The organism is Azospirillum sp. NS33, from assembly GCF_059703765.1.
In genome coordinates, this window is the sequence record NZ_BAAKJB010000033.1 from 58,931 (window position 1) to 75,547 (window position 16,617).

The 16,617-nt window shown below is 73.3% G+C and carries 20 protein-coding genes; 8 read left to right on the plus strand and 12 right to left on the minus strand.

Annotated elements, in window-relative coordinates; all coding sequences use genetic code 11:
- Positions 1–37 precede the first annotated feature (37 nt).
- The gene (gene arsC / locus AC6H2I_RS23940) at positions 38–382 is read right to left on the minus strand and encodes an arsenate reductase (glutaredoxin) (protein WP_497503272.1); all 345 of its coding nucleotides are present in this window, start codon (positions 380–382) and stop codon (positions 38–40) included.
- 17 nt (positions 383–399) lie between these two features.
- A complete protein-coding gene (locus AC6H2I_RS23945) occupies positions 400–1,473 on the minus strand; it encodes a lysozyme inhibitor LprI family protein (protein ID WP_497503273.1) in 1,074 nt (357 codons plus the stop codon).
- Positions 1,474–1,682: 209 nt separating this feature from the next.
- On the opposite strand from AC6H2I_RS23945, the gene serA reads away from it, so the two are divergent.
- Both serA and AC6H2I_RS23955 read left to right on the plus strand, forming a co-directional pair.
- On the plus strand, positions 1,683–2,930 hold the full coding sequence (gene serA / locus AC6H2I_RS23950) for a phosphoglycerate dehydrogenase (protein WP_497503274.1): 1,248 nt from the start codon (positions 1,683–1,685) through the stop codon (positions 2,928–2,930).
- Between the two features lie 48 nt (positions 2,931–2,978).
- Positions 2,979–3,701 (plus strand): hypothetical protein, encoded by a 723-nt coding sequence (locus tag AC6H2I_RS23955; protein WP_497503275.1) that lies wholly within the window; start codon positions 2,979–2,981, stop codon positions 3,699–3,701.
- Positions 3,702–3,723: 22 nt separating this feature from the next.
- On the opposite strand, the gene AC6H2I_RS23960 is transcribed toward AC6H2I_RS23955, so the two are convergent.
- A complete protein-coding gene (locus AC6H2I_RS23960) occupies positions 3,724–4,707 on the minus strand; it encodes an NAD-dependent epimerase/dehydratase family protein (protein ID WP_497503276.1) in 984 nt (327 codons plus the stop codon).
- 190 nt (positions 4,708–4,897) lie between these two features.
- Positions 4,898–6,703: an ABC transporter transmembrane domain-containing protein gene (locus AC6H2I_RS23965; RefSeq protein WP_497503277.1), complete on the minus strand. Its 1,806-nt coding sequence runs from the start codon at positions 6,701–6,703 to the stop codon at positions 4,898–4,900.
- Between the two features lie 167 nt (positions 6,704–6,870).
- Between AC6H2I_RS23965 and rpmE the strand changes: the two genes are divergently transcribed.
- Entirely contained in the window at positions 6,871–7,095 is a 225-nt protein-coding gene (gene rpmE, locus AC6H2I_RS23970) for a 50S ribosomal protein L31 (RefSeq protein WP_497503278.1), read from the plus strand.
- An 82-nt stretch (positions 7,096–7,177) separates the two neighbouring features.
- Here the strand turns inward: rpmE and AC6H2I_RS23975 are convergent, their stop codons facing one another.
- The 3 genes from AC6H2I_RS23975 to AC6H2I_RS23985 form a co-directional block, all read right to left on the minus strand.
- Entirely contained in the window at positions 7,178–7,837 is a 660-nt protein-coding gene (locus AC6H2I_RS23975) for an SH3 domain-containing protein (protein ID WP_497503279.1), read from the minus strand.
- Between the two features lie 98 nt (positions 7,838–7,935).
- Positions 7,936–9,882: a M1 family metallopeptidase gene (locus tag AC6H2I_RS23980; RefSeq protein WP_497503280.1), complete on the minus strand. Its 1,947-nt coding sequence runs from the start codon at positions 9,880–9,882 to the stop codon at positions 7,936–7,938.
- A 48-nt stretch (positions 9,883–9,930) separates the two neighbouring features.
- Positions 9,931–10,503 (minus strand): gamma-glutamylcyclotransferase, encoded by a 573-nt coding sequence (locus tag AC6H2I_RS23985; RefSeq protein ID WP_497503281.1) that lies wholly within the window; start codon positions 10,501–10,503, stop codon positions 9,931–9,933.
- Between the two features lie 162 nt (positions 10,504–10,665).
- Between AC6H2I_RS23985 and AC6H2I_RS23990 the strand changes: the two genes are divergently transcribed.
- The gene (locus tag AC6H2I_RS23990) at positions 10,666–11,688 is read left to right on the plus strand and encodes a DUF2125 domain-containing protein (protein WP_497503282.1); all 1,023 of its coding nucleotides are present in this window, start codon (positions 10,666–10,668) and stop codon (positions 11,686–11,688) included.
- Positions 11,689–11,718: 30 nt separating this feature from the next.
- Here AC6H2I_RS23990 and AC6H2I_RS23995 read toward each other — a convergent pair whose 3' ends face one another.
- Together AC6H2I_RS23995 and def are read right to left on the minus strand one after the other, a co-directional pair.
- Complete coding sequence (locus AC6H2I_RS23995; RefSeq protein ID WP_497503283.1) at positions 11,719–12,426, minus strand: COQ9 family protein; 708 nt, start codon at positions 12,424–12,426, stop codon at positions 11,719–11,721.
- A 17-nt stretch (positions 12,427–12,443) separates the two neighbouring features.
- Positions 12,444–12,971 (minus strand): peptide deformylase, encoded by a 528-nt coding sequence (gene def, locus AC6H2I_RS24000; protein ID WP_497503284.1) that lies wholly within the window; start codon positions 12,969–12,971, stop codon positions 12,444–12,446.
- A 174-nt stretch (positions 12,972–13,145) separates the two neighbouring features.
- Between def and rpsU the strand changes: the two genes are divergently transcribed.
- From rpsU to AC6H2I_RS24015, 3 genes are all read left to right on the plus strand, one after another.
- Positions 13,146–13,349 (plus strand): 30S ribosomal protein S21, encoded by a 204-nt coding sequence (rpsU, locus tag AC6H2I_RS24005; RefSeq protein ID WP_012974546.1) that lies wholly within the window; start codon positions 13,146–13,148, stop codon positions 13,347–13,349.
- Positions 13,350–13,485: 136 nt separating this feature from the next.
- Positions 13,486–14,307 carry a 3-methyl-2-oxobutanoate hydroxymethyltransferase gene (gene panB, locus AC6H2I_RS24010; RefSeq protein ID WP_497503285.1) on the plus strand — a complete coding sequence of 274 codons (822 nt, stop codon included), beginning with the start codon at positions 13,486–13,488 and terminating at the stop codon, positions 14,305–14,307.
- Positions 14,308–14,381: 74 nt separating this feature from the next.
- Positions 14,382–14,819 (plus strand): hypothetical protein, encoded by a 438-nt coding sequence (locus tag AC6H2I_RS24015; protein WP_497503286.1) that lies wholly within the window; start codon positions 14,382–14,384, stop codon positions 14,817–14,819.
- A gap of 36 nt (positions 14,820–14,855) precedes the next feature.
- Here the strand turns inward: AC6H2I_RS24015 and AC6H2I_RS24020 are convergent, their stop codons facing one another.
- The gene (locus AC6H2I_RS24020) at positions 14,856–15,644 is read right to left on the minus strand and encodes an SDR family oxidoreductase (RefSeq protein WP_497503287.1); all 789 of its coding nucleotides are present in this window, start codon (positions 15,642–15,644) and stop codon (positions 14,856–14,858) included.
- On the minus strand, positions 15,644–15,970 hold the full coding sequence (locus tag AC6H2I_RS24025) for a nuclear transport factor 2 family protein (protein ID WP_497503288.1): 327 nt from the start codon (positions 15,968–15,970) through the stop codon (positions 15,644–15,646). The genes AC6H2I_RS24020 and AC6H2I_RS24025 overlap by 1 nt, the downstream gene beginning before the upstream one ends.
- A gap of 104 nt (positions 15,971–16,074) precedes the next feature.
- Between AC6H2I_RS24025 and AC6H2I_RS24030 the strand changes: the two genes are divergently transcribed.
- A complete protein-coding gene (locus AC6H2I_RS24030; RefSeq protein ID WP_497503289.1) occupies positions 16,075–16,452 on the plus strand; it encodes a winged helix-turn-helix transcriptional regulator in 378 nt (125 codons plus the stop codon).
- Between the two features lie 54 nt (positions 16,453–16,506).
- Here AC6H2I_RS24030 and AC6H2I_RS24035 read toward each other — a convergent pair.
- The coding region (locus tag AC6H2I_RS24035) for an NAD(P)(+) transhydrogenase (Re/Si-specific) subunit beta (RefSeq protein ID WP_497503291.1) at positions 16,507–16,617 on the minus strand (111 nt) is incomplete at its 5' end.

The following is a 16,617-nucleotide window of genomic DNA, read 5'->3' on the forward strand; positions in this document are numbered from 1 at the left end:
CATCCGGGCTATACCGGGAACAGGCCCGGCGCGCCGTTCACACGATCTCCAGCACGCTTTCCGGGGGACGCCCGACACGGGCCTGGTCGCCCTTGACGACGATGGGGCGCTCGATCACCGCCGGGTGGGCCACCATGGCGGCAACCAGGGCCGAATCATCCAGGGTGCGGTCGATGCCGGCCTCGGCGGCCTCCTTCGACCGCAGCAGATCACCCGGGCGCTTGCCCAGGGCGGCGAGGATGCGGGTCAACTCCGCCGCGTCGGGCGGGGTCTTCAGGTACTCCACCACCACCGGCTCCACGCCGTGGGCGCGCAGCAGCTCCAGGGTCTGGCGCGACTTGGAGCAGCGCGGGTTGTGGTAGATGGTCACGGTGTCGGACATGCGGGGGGCCTCCGGCGTCAGCGCTTGGGCGGGAGCGGCGCGTCGGGCCGCAGGAAGGGGACCAGCAGCGGGTAGCCGATGCTGACCTCGCGCGGGCCGATGACGTAGGCGGCGACCGACGCGGGGTCGATCACCACCGTCGCCATCTCCGCCTCCAGCCGCCAGTCCGACAGGTCGGCGACCGCCTGGGCCACGACCTCCTCGGCACCCTCGAACAGCTCGAAATCCTCGACCCGCCCCTGGCGGCGCAACTCGGCCATGGCGTGGCCGGCCACCGCCGCCTGCCAGCCACTGTCGGGACGGAACAGGTCGGCGGCGTTCAGTTCCCGGCCCGCGTCCAGGTCGTAGTGGAAGCCTTCGTGGATGGTCAGGCCATGGGCGGCGCCGGCGGGAAATTCCGAGACCTCGAAGGCGATGGACAGGAGGTGGGGCGACATGAAGGACAGGTCATAGGCGATGGTCAGGCCGGACCGGAAATCCTCGATCGGCTCGGCCGCGGCGGCCTCCGCGCGGAACGCCTCCACCCGCTCCTGGATGCGTTTTTCCACCAGCGCGTTGAAGCCCTCGGCGCCGCGCACCGACGGGTCCAGCGCGGGATAGGTGACGTCCAGTTCGTAGCGGGCCTCGGCGTTGCTCTCCTGGATCGGCTGCGGGTCCACCAGGGCGCTCAGCGGCAGGCCGTCGGCGAGGCGTTGCAGGTCGCCGGCGCGCGCGCTGGTCAGCGCGAAGAGGCAGTCGCCCAGCCCCGTCAACTCGCCCGGGGTCACCGCCCCGGCGGGGACGGGGCAGGTGCGGTCGCGCCAGCGCAGCCAGTCGCGCTGCCCGGCGCGCAGCCGCTCCAGCAGCCTCTTGTCCAGGTTCTGCTCGCCGGCGGCCTTCAACAGCGCGGCGAAGGCCTCGCCCATGACCTCGTCGGCCCGCGACAGCTCCGGCTGGGAACAGATCAGCTCCTCGACCGGGCGCGTCGCCTCGGAACAGCGGAAGCTCGCCGCGCCGGCGGCCGCCGGCAGCAGCAGCGCCAGCGCCGCCGCGCCCCCCGCTGCCGCCGCTGCCGCGGCCGCCCGCGCCGTCCTGGATGTGTCCCTCGCCATTCCCGCCTGCTCCCCCCGGTGTTGTCGGTCCGGCCAGAGATAGCGCGCCCTGCGCCGGGCGCCAAGCGGCCTTGCAGCGGCGCCGAAGCCCGTGACAAAGGCGCATGCTTGCCGCTACTGTCCCGCCGCTCCCGTGGGGCTGCGCGACGATTTGCCCCGGTCGTCGGCCCGTTTGGATGGTGCGGGACCGCGACACGAGGATTGCCGCCGTGACCAAGCTTTCGCTTTCCAAGGACAAGATTTCCATCCTCCTGCTGGAGGGGGTGCACGACAACGCCATCAGCGAGCTGGCGGCGCGCGGCTACGCGACCGTGGAGCGCCTGCCCCACGCGCTGGACGAGGACGAACTGGTGCGGCGCATCGCCTCGGTGCACATGATCGGCATCCGCTCGCGCACCCAGCTCACGGCCCGCGTGCTCGACGCCGCCCAACGTCTGATGTGCGTCGGCTGCTTCTGCATCGGCACCAACCAGGTCGACCTCAAGGCCGCCCGCACCCACGGCGTCCCGGTGTTCAACGCCCCCTACTCCAACACGCGCTCGGTCGCGGAGCTGGTGATCGGCGAGGTCATCATGCTGATGCGCGGCATCTTCGCGAAGTCCAACGAGGTGCACCGCGGCGGCTGGTCCAAGAGCGCCAAGAACTCGTTCGAGATCCGCGGCAAGACCCTGGGCATCGTCGGCTACGGCCACATCGGCAGCCAGGTCTCGGTCCTGGCCGAGGCGATGGGCATGCAGGTCCGCTACTTCGACATCGCGCGCAAGCTGGCGCTGGGCAACGCCCAGGCCTGCAACAGCATGGACGAACTGCTGGCCATGTCCGACGTGGTCACCCTGCACGTCCCGGACACCCCGCACACCCGCAACATGTTCGGCGCGGCGCAGATGCGCGCCATGAAGCCCGGCAGCTTCCTCATCAACCTCGCCCGCGGCAAGGTGGTCGACATCGACGCGCTCGCCCGGGCGCTGGACGAGGGCCGCATCCTCGGCGCGGCGCTCGACGTCTTCCCCAAGGAGCCGTCGGGCGAGGGCGAGCCGTTCGAGAGCCCGCTGCGCGGCCGCGACACCGTGATCCTGACGCCGCACATCGGCGGCTCGACCATGGAGGCGCAGGAGAACATCGGCACCGAGGTGGCCCAGAAGCTGATCGAATACTCCGACAACGGCTCAACCGTCGGCTCGGTCAACTTCCCGCCGGTGACCCTGCCGACCCACGACGGGGCGACCCGCTTCCTGCACATCCACCGCAACGTGCCCGGCGTGCTGCGCCGGATCACCGACGTGTTCTCGTCGCGCGACCTCAACATCGCCGCCCAGTACCTGCAGACGGATCCCGAGCTGGGCTACGTGGTCATCGACGTCGACGGCAACGCCGACGAGCAGGAGGTGCTGAACGACCTGCGGGCCATCGACGGCACCTTGAAGACGCGCTTCCTGTTCCCCGGCCGTCCGGGCTGAGGCGCGGCCAAGGCTTGTCCGGGGCGCGGCCGGCCCGACATTGGTGCCATGACCGTGCCCTGCCGCCCCGCCTTCCTCTTCGCCCTTGCCGGTGTCGGCGCCACGTTGCTCGGCGCCGTCCCGGCGGCGGCCCAACGCGGGCAGTGCCCGGCCTTCGACCCGCCGGAGCTGACGGTGCGGTTCGATGACGCCCCAATCACCCGCGATTTCGGCCGCTCGGTCCGCCAGCTCGCCTCCCTGCCGGGACGCGCCCCGGGACCGCGGGGGGCCGGCCGCGGCCATGTGCTGGGCCTCGCCCAGGCCACGTTCCGCGAGCGCTCCGAAGTCGCCATCGCCTATCAGCGCCAGCCCGACGGCAGCGTGTGCGGGGCGCTGTCCAGCGTCGAGGTGACCTTCGGGGCCGAGGAACGGACGGTCCACGTCGCGCGCGAGCTGCCGACCGGGAGCTGCATCCACAACGAGGTGTTGCAGCACGAGATGCGCCACGTGGCGGTGGACACCGCCCTGCTGAAGGAATACCGCCCCACGGTCCGCCGGCGCCTGCAGGCGGTGGTCGACCGCGTCGGCACGAAGCGCGGCCGCAGCCAGAGCCAGGTGCTGTCCGCCCTGCGCCGCCCCGTGGAGCAGGAGCTGAAGCGCGTCCTCGACGCCTTCGCCCGCGAACGCGAACGCCGGCAGGCGCGCATCGACACGGTCGACGAGTACGAGCGGGTCAGCCGCAGCTGCGACGGCGAGGTCGCGAAGTACGTCGACCTCACGGGACGGCGCTGATCCGCCCGACCCGCCGGCCCCCTCAATCCACCGGGTACGGCCCATCCGCGAAGACCACGTCGTGATAGCCCTTGCTGCCGACGGCGCGGGCCAGCGGGCTGCGCGGATCCGCCCCCTCGCGCAGCGCCGCCAGGGCCTGGGCGAAATCGTGGCGCGGCCGCCAGCCCAGCAGCGTGCGGGCGCGCTCGTTGACGTACACCCGGTCGATGGTGGGCGCCATGCACCATCCGCGGGACGCGTACAGGGCGGGCTGCTCCGGGTACAGGCGGGCCACCACGGCCGGCGCGTCGGCACGCAGCGCCGCCAGGTCGCCCCGTGTGAAGGGGGTGGTGGCCGAGACGATGAAGCGGGCGAAGCCGATCCGCGGTGCCCGCTCCAGGGCCAGCCGGTGGGCCTCCACCACGTCGGCGAGGTCGACCCGGCGGTGCAGCAGCTCGTTGGCCTGGGCGTTCCCCGGGTCGAAGCGGGCGCGCACCGCGGGATCATCGTCGGACTCGGGGAAGAAGCGGGAGGTGCGCAGGACGATCACCGCCAGCCCGTGGCGGCGGAAGAACAGCTCGCACAGGTCCTCGGCGGCGACCTTGGTCACGCCGTAGATGTTCTTCGGCACCGGCGCCACCTCCTCGGTGATCCAGGCGGCGGGCGCGTCCGGTGCGGGGGTGAGGGCGGCGCCGAAGGCGCTGGTGGTGCTGGTGAAGACGACCCGCGGCACGCCGGCGGCCACCGCCTCCTCCAGCAGCGCCAGGGTCCCGGCGATGTTGGTGTCGACGAAGGCGGCGGGGCCGTGGGTCGCGACATGGGGCTTGTGCAGCGTCGCCGCGTGCACGATGCCCTCGACGCCGTCCATGCAGCGCCGGAGGACGGCGCGGTCGGTGATCGAGCCCACCCGGTCGGTGAAGGGCGACGGGCGGACGTCGAGGCCGAGGGCCGCCGTTCCCCCCTCGCGCAGCCGCCGCATCATCCCCTCGCCGAGATGGCCGGCGCTGCCCGTCACCAGAATGGTCATGCCCTGCCCTCCCCACCGCCAGCGGCGCGCGCTGCCGCCAGGATGACCGGGTGAGGCCGCGGCGTCGAGGGGGTCCTGCCGGGGCGCATCGCGACGGCGGACCCGCGAACCGGCGTCGCCCCCGCGGCCCCACCGCCATGACACCCGCCCAGGGGGCACGCAGGCCCCGCGCCGGCCCGGCCCATGGCGGTCAGTCGGTCCGCGACCGCTCCGCCGCGCTGTCGAACTGCAGGGCGGCCAGGCGGGCGTAGAGGCCGCCCTCGCGGATCAGCTCGGCGTGGCGGCCGCTGGCGACGATGCGGCCGCGCTCGATCACCGCGATGCGGTCGGCGTTCAGAACGGTCGCCAGCCGGTGGGCGACGATCAGGGTGGTGCGCTGGCGCATCAACCGCTCCAGCGCGTCCTGCACCATGCGCTCGCTGGCCGCGTCGAGCGCCGAGGTCGCCTCGTCGAGCAACAGGATCGGCGGGTTGCGCAGGATGGCGCGGGCGATGGCGATGCGCTGGCGCTGGCCGCCCGACAGCCGCACCCCCTTCTCGCCCAGGAAGGTCGCCAGCCCGTCGGGCAGCGCCTCCAGGAACTCCAGGGCGTTGGCGGCGTCGGCGGCGGCGCGCACCTCGGCGTCGGAGGCGTCGGGCCGGCCGTAGCGGATGTTCTCCCAGGCGTCGGCGGAGAAGATCACCGGGTCCTGGGACACCAGGCCGATGCGGCGGCGGACGTCCTGCGGGTCGGCCGCCCGCACGTCGACCCCGTCGACCCGCACCACGCCGGCCTGGGGATCGTAGAAGCGCAGCAGGAGCTGGAAGACCGTGGACTTGCCGGCCCCCGAGGGACCGACCAGCGCCACCGTCTCGCCCGGCGCCACGCCGAGGGAGAACCCCTCCAGCGCCGCGTCGTCGGGGCGCGAGGGGTAATGGAACCGCACGTCCTCGAAGGCGACGGCGCCCAGCGGCGGGGTTGGCAGCGGCTGCGGCGCCGCCGGCGGACGGATGTCGGGCTCGGTCGCCAGCAGGTCGAACAGCCGTTCGGTGGCGCCGGCCGCCCGCTGCAGGTCGCCGATCACCTCGCTGATGGCGCCGACCGAGCCGGCCACCACCACGGCGTAGATGACGAAGGCCGAGAGCTGGCCCGCGGTGATCCGCCCGGCCAGCACGTCGTGCCCGCCGATCCACAGGATGATGCCGACGGCCCCGAACACCAGGACGATGACGATCACCGTCATGATCGCCCGCATGCGCACGCGCTGCACGGCGATGGCGAAGGCGTCCTCGACCCGGCCGGCGAAGCGGCCGCGCTCGACCGCCTCGTGGGTGTAGGCCTGCACCGTGCGCACGCCGCCCAGGGTCTCGTCGATGTGGGCGCCGATGTCGGCCACCCGGTCCTGGCTGTCGCGCGACAGGCGGCGCACCCGGCGGCCGATGACGATGATGGGCGCCACCACCAGCGGAACCACCAGGAACACCAGCCCGGTCAGCTTGGGCGAGGTGACCAGCAGCATGGCCGTGCCGCCGACGAACAGCAGCAGGTTGCGCAGGGCGATGGAGACCGAGGAGCCCACGACCACCTGGAGCACCGAGGTGTCGGTGGTCAGGCGGGACTGGATCTCGCCGGTGCGCGTGGTCTCGAAGAACCCCGGCGACAGCCGCAGCACGTGGTCGTAGACGGCGCGGCGCAGGTCCGCCACCACCCGCTCGCCGATCCACGACACCAGGTAGAAGCGCCCGTAGGTGGACCCCGCCAGCAGCACGATCACCCCCAGCAGCACCAGCAGCGCGCGGTCGAGCAGCCCGGCGTCGCCCTCGGCGAAGCCCTGGTCCACCAGCACGCGCATGCCCTGGCCGAGGCCGAGCACCGTCGCCGCCGCGACGGTCAGCGCCAGCGCCGCGCCGGCGATCTGCCAGCGGTAGGGCGTCAGGAAAGGGATCAGCCGGCGCAGCGGCGTCAGGCTGCGCCGTGCGGCGGCGGCTCGGTCGGCTTCGGGGAGATCGCGGGGCACCGGACGTCCTTGACGGGGGCTCGAAGACATAGGCATGAGGCAATACACCGCGCATATAGCGCCCCCGCGCCCCCGCCTCAAGGCGCATCCCGCAAATGCCAAGGAAGCGGTTGCGCCCGCGAACTCTCTTCGCTATAAACCCCGCTCGCTTTTCGAGGACCGCGGCCATGAAGAAAGACATCCACCCCGACTACCACGATATCAATGTCGTCATGACCGACGGCACCACGTTCACGACCCGGTCGACCATGGGCAAGGCCGGCGATACGCTGCGCCTGGACATCGACCCGAAGTCGCACCCGGCCTGGACCGGCGTGCAGAAGCTGCTCGACACCGGCGGCCAGATCGCCAAGTTCAACAAGCGCTTCGCGAGCTTCGGCCTGAAGAAGTAACGCCGGACGGCGGGTCCGAGCGAAAAAGGGCGCCCGGCAACGGGCGCCCTTTTCGTGTTTGCGCCCGGCCGGCGGTGGCCGCCTACTGGGAGGCGCCGACCAGCGGCAGCCCCAGCACCGGGCCGTCGGCCTCGTCCTGGATGGTGATGGCGCCGGCCCCCGACGGGCCGACGGCGATGTCCACCGGGCGGCCGTTGTTGTAGTTCTTCCACATGGCGTAGACGGCCAGCGCGGCGTAGAGCTTGGCCTCGCGGCTCGAGTTGTAGACCCACGCCTCGGTGGGCACCACGCGCAGCCCGCCATTGCCGCTCTGCTCCACGGTCTCGGCGAAGCGGTAGCCAAACTCCTCGCCGATCCGCGCGACCATGCTGTCGAAGCCGGGCGACAGCCGGTTGAAGCCGGCGTCGGCGCGGGTCGCGGCGGGGATCTCGCCGCTGGCCCCGCTGGAGGCGCCGCCCAGGGTGCTGGCCTGGCGCTGGCGCAGCAGGTCGGAGAAGATCCATCCCTCCTCCCCGGTGTCCACGACGCGCACGCCGGTCCAGTTGCCCTCCTGGCGCAACTCGATGACCTGGTCGTCGCGCACCACGGTGGACCGGATGGAGGCGTCGTCCGACGGGCCGGAGCGCAGGTTCACCCGCTCGGCCGTGACGCTGTGGACGTCGCCGGGGGCGGCCAGCGCCGGGCCGGCGAGCAGCGACAGGGCGATGGCGGTCGCCAGCGCCGCCTTCGACGTTCGTGACATCATCCCTCTCCCAATGGTGGGTGTTCGAAGGATGAACGCACGAACGGGCATGATCGGACGCCGCCGCGGCGGACGCTTCGGGGCTAATCCGAACGCCGTCACTCGACGGTGGCGCGCAGGGCGCTCGCGGCCGGGGGCCAGACGCCGCGGTCGACCGCGCGGGCGCCGTCGAACACCAGCCAGCTCATCCGCCCGTAGTGGGGCAGCGGCCGCAGCAAGGCCTGGAGGGCCGCGGCGTCGGCGGCGGCCACCACCAGCGCGTCGCGGCCCTCCGGGGTGCGCACCGTCCACACCCGCGCGGTGCCCCGGCCGGCCACCGCGTCGGGAACACCCCCCAACCCCTCGGCGGCGAGCACCGCCGCCACCGCCCCGGTGGTGCCGATCAGCGCCAGGGGGCGCAGGCCCTGGCGCTGATCGGCGGGGACGGCGTCGCCCGGCCCGTCGATCAACCGCTCCGCCAGGGCGCGCGCCGCCGCCGCGGCCTCCGCCGCGCCGGCGTCCGCACCGGCGTCCCCGGTGGCGACCACCACCTCCGCGGCGGCGTCCAGGGTGACGTCGCGCAGGATCGGCGGCGCCTCGCCCGGGGCCAGCCGGCGGAACAGGTCGACCCCGGGGTCCACGGCGACGGCCCGTGGCGTGCCGGCCACCGCCAGGGTGGCGGTGGTCTCCCGACCCTCCAGCCGCACGGTGTGGCGCACCGGCCCGGCGTCGGTCTCGACGACCACCGGCACCGACAGGGCGTAGGCCGGCGGCGACTGGGCAAGGGAGACGGTGACGCCCCCGGCCCCGGCGCGGGCATCGGCGAGGCCGAGCTCCGGCGCGCCGGTGCGCTCCAGCCACTGGGCGAAGAACCGGCCGAGGTCGCCGCCGGTCTCCGCCTCGAAGGCGGCGCGCAACTCGGCCCAGCCGGCGGCGGTGAATCGGTGCTCCCGCCAGAAGCGGCGCAGCGCCGCGGTGAAGGCCGCCTCGCCGACCTCCCGGCGCAGCATGTGGAAGAGAAAGGCCGCCTTGCCGTAGCCGACGACCTGGGCGGCGTCGTGCACCTTGGCGCGGAACGCCGTCAACGGGGCGTCGCGGTCCGCCGGCAGGGCGGCGTAGTCACGCAGCCAGTCGAGTCGCAGGGCGGTGTCGGCGCCGCGCGCCGCGGCCGCGGCGTGGTCGGCCATGTAGGTGGTCAGACCCTCCGCCCAGTTGCCGTCGCCGCCCACCCGCACCCCGTTGCCCCACCAGTTGTGCAGGATCTCGTGGTCGAGGGACTGGCCCCGCACGAAGGGAAGCGGCAGCACCCGCCGCCCGATGTAGGTGAGGCCGGGGAAGCCGTAGCCCACCGGAATTGGCGCCGACAGCACCGCAAATCCGGCGAAGGGGTAGGCGCCGATGCGCGCGGCGTAGCGGTCGATGGTCGCCGCCGCCTGCTCCAGGAACGCCTCCGACAGCGCCGCCTGCTCGGGGTGGAGGTAGGTGCGCAGGCGCAGGCCCCGGTGCGGCCGCTCCTCCACCGTCCACGGCCCCGCGAACAGGGAGGGCTCCTCCACCGGGCGGTCCTCGGCGAACACCGCCCGGTAGGTGCCGGCGTCGCGGGATTCCTCCACCAGCCGCCCCGTCGCCACCGCCACATGGGGGGCCGGCACGCGGACGGTGAGCCGCCAGCTCGGCGTGCGGCCGGGCAGCATGGGCAGCCAGCCGCCCGACAGGAAGGCGCCGTCGGCATCGGCGCGCAGGGCGCCGCCCTGCGCCGCGGCGAAGCCGGGCAGGCTGGCGCCGTAGCGCAGGGTGACCGGCCCGCCGCCGCCCGGCACCTCCAGCGCCAGGGCCTCCCCGCTGCGCTCGAAAGCGACCGGCGCCCCGCCGGCCTGCGCGGAGTCGACGCGCAGGTCGGGCGCGAGCAGGAAGAGCTGGCGGCCGGGCGGCGCCGTCAGGCGGTCGGTGACGGTGAGCCGGCCGGCCGCGGGGTCGAGGTCGACCTCCAGCTCATGATGCAGGTCCGCCGCCCGCGCGGGCACGGCGAGCAGGACCGCCAGAAGGATCGGAAGAAGGTGCCGCATGGCCCCCATATGGGGCGCCGCCGCCGGCCCGCCAGCCGGCGCCGCGCCTCACCCGGCGTGACGGCGCGCCGCGGCCAGCACCGCCGCCAGCCGGGCGTCGCGGATGCCGAGCTGGTCGAGGTGGGCCACCGTGTTGGCGAGGTAGTCGATGTTGGCGCCGCGCTCGCCGGCGCAGCCGGCGATCACCGAGGCGGCGGCGTCGACGCCCAGCCCGCCGCGGTACTGGTGATGGGAGCGATCGACGACGAAGGCGCAGGCGGTCGCGGGCCGGCCGCAGCCCAGCCGCACCGGCAGCAGCCGGGGCTGGTAGGCGCGGGTGAACATCTCGCGGTCCCAGAGGTAGTCGAGCACCGGCGGCACGCACGCGGCGGCGACCCGGAACGCCATGCCGCGGCAGCAGCCGCCGCGGTCGAGGCCCAGCACGAGGCCGGGGCGTTCCGGGGTGCCGCGGTAGCGGTGCGAGGCGATGCAGAAGCGCCGGTGATAGCCGCGCAGCACCGCCAGGGCCTGCTCCTCGAACGGAAATCCGGGGTTCCACATCAGCGAGCCGTAGCCGAACACCCAGAGATCCTGCCCGGGGGGCACGGCGATGTCGGCGGACCAGGCCGGGGCCGGCCCCACGGGCGCATCGACGGGAAACGGATGTCGGTCGGATCGGTCGGTGAGCAGCATGATCCCAATGTGGCGGCACGGGCGGCGGCGACTCCGGCGTGGCGAATCGTAGCATGCCCGCCACGCGGAGGGCTATAACCGGCTGGCAACGAACCACCGGACACCAGCCCCATGCGCCTCGGACGCTCGCTCGGCTTTGGCGCGCTTGCGCTTCTCGTCCTCGCCGCCGCCGCCTACGCCGTCTGGTGGTGGGTGGTGGCGCGCAGCGTCGCCGACGGTGTCGCCGCCTGGGCGCGCCAGCAGGCGGCCCAGGGCGTCACCGTCACCTACGCCGGCCTCTCGGTGAACGGATTCCCCTTTGCGGTGAGGGCGGTCGTCGAGTCGCCCGGCATCACCCGCGGCGGTCTCGAATGGCAGGGCAGCGCCCTGGCGGCCGAGGCCCGGCCCTGGAACCACACCCGCATCGCCCTGACCCTGCCCGGCCCGCAGCGCCTGCGGGTGGTCGATCCGGGCGGCCCCGCGGTGACCGTGACCGCCCCCGGCGGCGGCGGCGGCACCCTCCACCTCGGCCCCGCCGGACAGCCGCTCGAGGTCCGGCTCCGCTTCGCCGACCTGACCGCCGCCACCGACGGCGCGCGCAACGCCGCCAGCATCGGCGGGCTGGGCATCGTTCTGGCCCAGCCCGCCGTGCCCCCGGCCGCCGCCGGGGGCACGGCGCTGGCCGCCAGCGTCACCGTGGAGGGGCTGCGCGCGCCGTCGCTGGCGTCACACCCGCTGGGCCCGGTGATCGAGCGCGCCGAGGCCGAGCTGCGCGTGCAGGGCGCCCTGCCCCGCCCGCAGCCGGCCGGGGTGGCGGCCTGGAGCCGTGCCGGCGGCACGGTGGAACTGGATCGGCTGGCGCTCCACTGGGGCCCGCTCAAGGTGGCGGCGAACGGCACCCTGGCCCTGGACGACGCGCTCCAGCCCAAGGGCACCGTGGCGGCCGAGGTGCGCGGCGCCCGCCAGGTGCTGTCGGCGGTGGAGGGCCGGCTCGGCGAGGCGCAGGCCCGCCTGGCCCAGGGCATCGTCGGCATGCTGTCGCGGCCGGCGGCCGACACCGGCGAGCCGGTGGTCGCCGCCCCGGTCACCATCGGGAACGGGGCAGTCTACATCGGGCCGCTGAAGGTCGCGTCGCTGCCGCCGATCCGCTGGTGAGCGACCGGCCCTGCGGCCGGCCGCGGCCGCTCAGATGTTCTCGGCCATGTGGACGGTGGCGTTGGCGGCCTGGGCCGAGGCGGTGCGCTGGCGCATCTGGCGGGCGAACCGCACCGGGTTGGGCAGGCGCCACAGCAGGCCGCCGACGCCGCGCAGGCGGGCCGCCGCCTGGCCCACGCCCATGGCGTCGGCCAGGCGGCGGTCGAGGAACTCCCAGGAGTCCTGGTGGCCCTCGGTGGAATCGTCCAGCCAGTAGAAGGTGGTGGCGCTGAGCACGGCGGCCAGCGTCGCCCGCTTGGTGTAGTGGTTGATGTCGGTGGACTCGTCGCCGGCGGCGAACCACATGGCGTCCACCGTGCGGTGCAGCAGGGTCAGCCCCAGCCCAATGTTCTGCGGCATGGCCAGCCAGGCCAGCAGACGCCGCTTGGCCTCCTTGTGGGGCTCCAGCGCGTCGAAATGGCAGCGCACGGCCAGGCGGATCTTGTCGCCCGTGCGCATCTCGGCCAGCGGGTGGCGGCGCATGGCGTCGAGCATCCTGCGGTCGGTCCAGGTCGCGAAATGCTCGACCAGGTCGCGCACCCCGCCGGGGAAGGCCCGTTGTGCCGCGGCCGGGTCGTGCCCGGCCATCCGCGCGCCGTCGCGCAGGGCCAGGGTGCTCCAGCTGTCGAACACGACGTTGGGCAGCGTCGCCTCCAGGATCTCGTCCCGCACCCGCTCCATCTCGGCGGCGGTCTCCATGGCGTCCTCCCTCCCGATCAGGCCGTCAGCGCGGCCGCGATGTGTTCCGATTCCTCGTTGAACGCCAGCAGGCGCAGGTCGGGCATCCGGTCGATGTAGAGGATGCCGTCGAGATGGTCCACCTCGTGCTGCAGCACCCGGGCGTGGAACCCCTCGGCCACCCGCTCCACCGGGTTGCCGTCGAGGTCGACGCCGCGCACCCGGACCGTCCGGTGGCGCGGCACCACGCCGCGCAGGCCGGGAATCGACAGGCACCCTTCCCAGCCCAGCACGACCTCGTCCTCCAGCGGTTCGATCACCGGGTTGACCAGCACCGTGTCGGCCACCGCCTCGCCGCCGGAGCGGTCGGCCGGCACCCGGAGCACCACCATGCGCAGCCCGACATGGACCTGCGGCGCGGCGAGCCCGACGCCGGGGGCGTCGTGCATCGTCTCGATCATGTCGGCGGCAAGCCGCCGCACCTCGGGATCGGTCGGGTCGCGCACCGGCTCGGCCGGGGTGCGCAGCACCGGGTGCCCCATGCGGGCGATCTTGAGCAAGGCCATCCCCCATTATCTGGGAGAAAGCACCCGGTCGGCAACGGTCGGGCTTCACAAGCGCGGGAGCCCGTGCTATACCCCCCTCCTCTCCAGGGGGTGCGCCCGGTTGCGCATGCCTTGTCACTCTTTATGTCCAAACGCGGCCCGCTTCAGGGCTCTGAGAAGGGATGACGGTCAACCGTGCAAGTTCTGGTCCGTGACAATAACGTCGATCAGGCCCTCCGCGCGCTGAAGAAGAAGATGCAGCGCGAGGGCATTTTCCGGGAAATGAAACTGCGCCGGAACTACGAGAAGCCCTCGGAGAAGCGCGCGCGCGAGAAGGCGGAGGCGGTCCGCCGCACCCGCAAGCTGCTGCGCAAGCGCATGGAGCGCGAGGGCTACTAGTCGTCGGGCGCGGTCGCCGCGCCGGCACCTCGTACTGAGACGTCATCAACCGCCCCCGCGCGTCGCGTGCGGGCGGTTTTTGCGTTGGGAACGACACAAACACCGCAAAGGTGTGGATTCCGGGGAGTGCCTCACGGTGAGCATCACCAAGGACGTGCGCCGCATCGGCGTGCCCGAGCTGCGGTCCCGCAAGGGCGGCGACCCGATCGTCTCGCTGACCGCCTACACCGCGCCGATGGCGCAGCTCCTCGATCCCCATGTGGACGTCCTGCTGGTGGGCGATTCCCTGGGGATGGTGGTGTACGGGTTCGACTCGACGCTCCCGGTGACGCTGGACATGATGATCGCCCACGGGGCCGCGGTGGTGCGCGGCTCGCGGCGCGCCTGCGTGGTCGTCGACCTGCCGTTCGGCAGCTACCAGGAATCGCCCCAGCAGGCGTTCCGCGCGGGCGCCCGGGTGCTGGCCGAGACCGGCGCCCAGGCCGTGAAGGTCGAGGGCGGCGCCGAGATGGCCGAGACGGTGGCCTTCCTGACCAGCCGGGGGGTGCCGGTGCTGGGTCATGTCGGTCTGATGCCGCAGTCGGTGAACACGCTGGGCGGCTTCAAGGCGGTGGGCCGCGAGCCGGCGGTGGCGGAGCGGGTGCGCGCCGACGCCCGGGCGATCGCCGAGGCCGGCGCCTTCGCCATGGTGGTGGAGGGGACCATGGAGCCCCTGGCCCGCGCCATCACCGAGGACGTGGCGGTGCCGACCATCGGCATCGGCGGCTCGCCGGCCTGCGACGGCCAGGTCCTGGTCACCGACGACCTGCTCGGGCTGTTCAGCGACTTCACGCCGAAATTCGTCAAGAAATACGCCCAGCTCGGCCAGACCGTCTCGGAGGCGGCCGCCGCCTTCGCCGCGGAGGTGCGCGCCCGCACCTTCCCCGGCCCGGAGCACTGCTTCGGGGTGAAGAAGTAGAAGGACGGCGCAGGGCGGGGCGATCTTTGGTATCCTGGCCGGCGTTGACGCTGCCCACTGCCCCGGTTCCGCCGATGCCCCGCCGCCGCACCGCCCGCTCCCTCGTCGCTCCGACCCCGACGGCCGCCGTCCTGACCGCGGTCCTGGCCGCCCTGATGGTCGCCCTGCCCAGCGGATCGCCGGCGCGGGCCGAATCGTTCTTCGACTGGTCGATCGGACCGCGGCCGACCGTCGGCGATTCCCCGATCCCGACCATGTCCAAGGACGAGTTCTCCAGCTTCCTGTGCATGGTCGGCGGGACGGTGGCCGGGACGGTGACCGTGCTGGCCGGCGGTGCCGCGATCATCGCCACCGGGGCCAACGCCACCACCACGGAGACCGCCGTCGCGGTTCCGGTGCTGGTGGCCACCGTCGCCGCCGGCTGCGGTCTGGGCACCGCCATGGCGCCGGCGGTGGCGTGGCTGCACCACCGCGGCGATGCGCTGGTGCGGACCATCGACGGCACGGACTGACCGCCCCCCTCACGGCCCGCGGCCGTCCACCGGCGGTCAGACCGTCGGCACCGTTCCTCCGTCAATGGTGACCTCGGTCCCGTGGATCGCCGCGGCACGGCTGGACGCGAGGAAGGCGATCAACTCCGCCACCTCCTCCGGCATGGCCGGTCGGCCGATGGGGATGCCGCCGAGCGCGTCGAGAACGCTTTGGCGCGCCGCCTCCTCGCTCGTCCCGGTGCTGGCGGCGATGCGCGTGACCATGGCCTCCGCAGCACTGGTGTAGATCCACCCCGGCGACACCACGTTGACCCGCACCCCCTTGGGACCCAGCTCCTTGGACAGCGCCTTGCTGTAGGCCACCAGCGCCGCCTTCGCGGCGGCGTAGGCCGTGGTGGACTCGGGCAGGGGCAAACGACGCTGGATCGACGCCGTGTGAACGACGACACCGCCGCCACGCCCGATCATGCCCGGCAGGAGCGCGCGGTCGAGCCGCACCGCGCTCATCAGGTTGAGGTCGAGTTCGGCCGCCCACCGCGCGTCGTCCAGCGCGGCGAATCCGCCCCCGGGCGCGGTCGAGCCGCCCAGGACGTGCACCAGGATGTCGACGCCGCCCAGGCGGGTGTCCACGGCGTCCGCGAAGCGGGCCACCCCGTCCGCCGTGCTGAGGTCGGCGCGCACGAAGGCGGCGGCCGGAACGAAATCGGGACGCTCCGAGCGGGCGGCGGTGATCACCGTCGCCCCTCCGGCGGCGAAGCGGCGGACCGTGGCGCCGCCGGCGCCCTTGGTGCCCGCCGTGACGACGACCCGCCGGCCCAGGAACTCTTCGGGATCGACGCCGGCCATCATCCGATCCCCAACGCGGCAATGCGACCCGCGTCCAGGCGGAACCGGAACGTCAGCGAAACCGGGCTGCCGGGAAAGGCGCCCGCGACGTCGGCGGCGACGTGGTGCGTGCTCCCATCCTGGCGGTGCCCCGTTGGCGTGGCGATCGCCCGGCTGGCGACGGTCGCGCTCTCGATCCAGGCGCGCAGGGCATCCGTGCCTTGATGCGTCTGGCGCTCGTCGCGAACCACGGCGTCACGCGCGAACGGCGCGAGCATGGCGGCGACGTCGAACACGGCGTTCGCATCGAAATAGGCGCGGATGGGTGGCGGAAGTCCGGCGGTCATGGCGACTCTCCCTCCCTGTCTGGGGTCGAACGGGTTGACCGCCCACGGTATGCCGGTATGCTCACCAGGAGACAAGAACGCACGAAAAAGTAAGGTACTTACCAATGAGTAAGCGACCGACCTACACCGCCTCGTCCGGCGCCCGGGGGGTGCAGAACGCCCTGCGCGTCCTCGAAGGACGGTGGAAGCTGGTCATCCTGTTCCAGCTCTTCGGCGGAAAGCTGCTGCGCTTCTCGGAACTCGAGCGATCGATTCCCGGCATCTCCCAGAAGATGCTGATCCAGCAGTTGCGGCAGTTGGAGGCGGACGGCGTCGTGGCCCGCATCGTCCACCACGAGGTGCCGCCGCGGGTGGAGTACCGGCTCACCGCGTGGGGGCAGTCCTTGTGCCCCGCCCTGGACGCCCTCCTCGTGTGGGCGGAAGCGGCTCCGGACGACGTGCGTTCGCGGTTGCTCGACCCCCCGGGCGGCAGCGCCGCATGACCGGGAGCGCCGCCCCTCCCCGGCGCGTCCAGGGAAGGGGTGGCGCTCCGCCGGTTACGCGTCCATCGACTTGACGACCTCCTCGGTGACCTTTTTGGCGTCGCCGAAGAGCATCATGGTGTTGGGGCGGAAGAACAGCTCGTTTTCGACGCCGGCGTATCCGGC